This window comes from Erysipelatoclostridium sp. MSK.23.31 (assembly GCF_019125875.1).
Classification (GTDB): Bacteria; Bacillota_I; Bacilli_A; order Erysipelotrichales; family Coprobacillaceae; genus Thomasclavelia; species Thomasclavelia ramosa.
The window spans coordinates 1-386 of sequence record NZ_JAHOCB010000133.1 but is presented as its reverse complement, the minus strand read 5'-3'; the positions used below and the strand labels follow the sequence as shown (position 1 = coordinate 386).

Below are 386 nucleotides of genomic sequence, written 5' to 3'. Positions count from 1 at the left end.
CAGATTCAGTCCATGCCTGTACCAACAAATGAATTTAATTTCTCAAAATCGAGTCTTAATGCATATTATGAAAATGGTCAGCAAAGAACTGAGGAAATTAAGTTAAATGCTAATAATGATGTAGTTGTAAATATACCACTACAAGATGGAGTGGAATTACATAATCTAACAAAGGGAACTGTTAATACTGGAACTGTTTCCGTCAACGGTGGAGAAACATTTTATTTAAGTACAACACTTGAAAAAAGAGAAGATTATTCAAGTGGTAATTTAAATGGAAAAAACTTAGTGAAATATGCGCCACTAGTTATTAGAAGTGGCGGTAATTACCAAGATGAGGGAACATTAACAACAGTTCAAGATCCCGTTACAATAAATTTGAATAT

1 pseudogene is annotated in these 386 nt (G+C 32.1%); it reads left to right on the top strand.

From position 1 onward, the window contains the following. Positions 1–386, top strand: a pseudogene (locus tag KSU54_RS18660) (SpaA isopeptide-forming pilin-related protein); the annotation flags it as partial.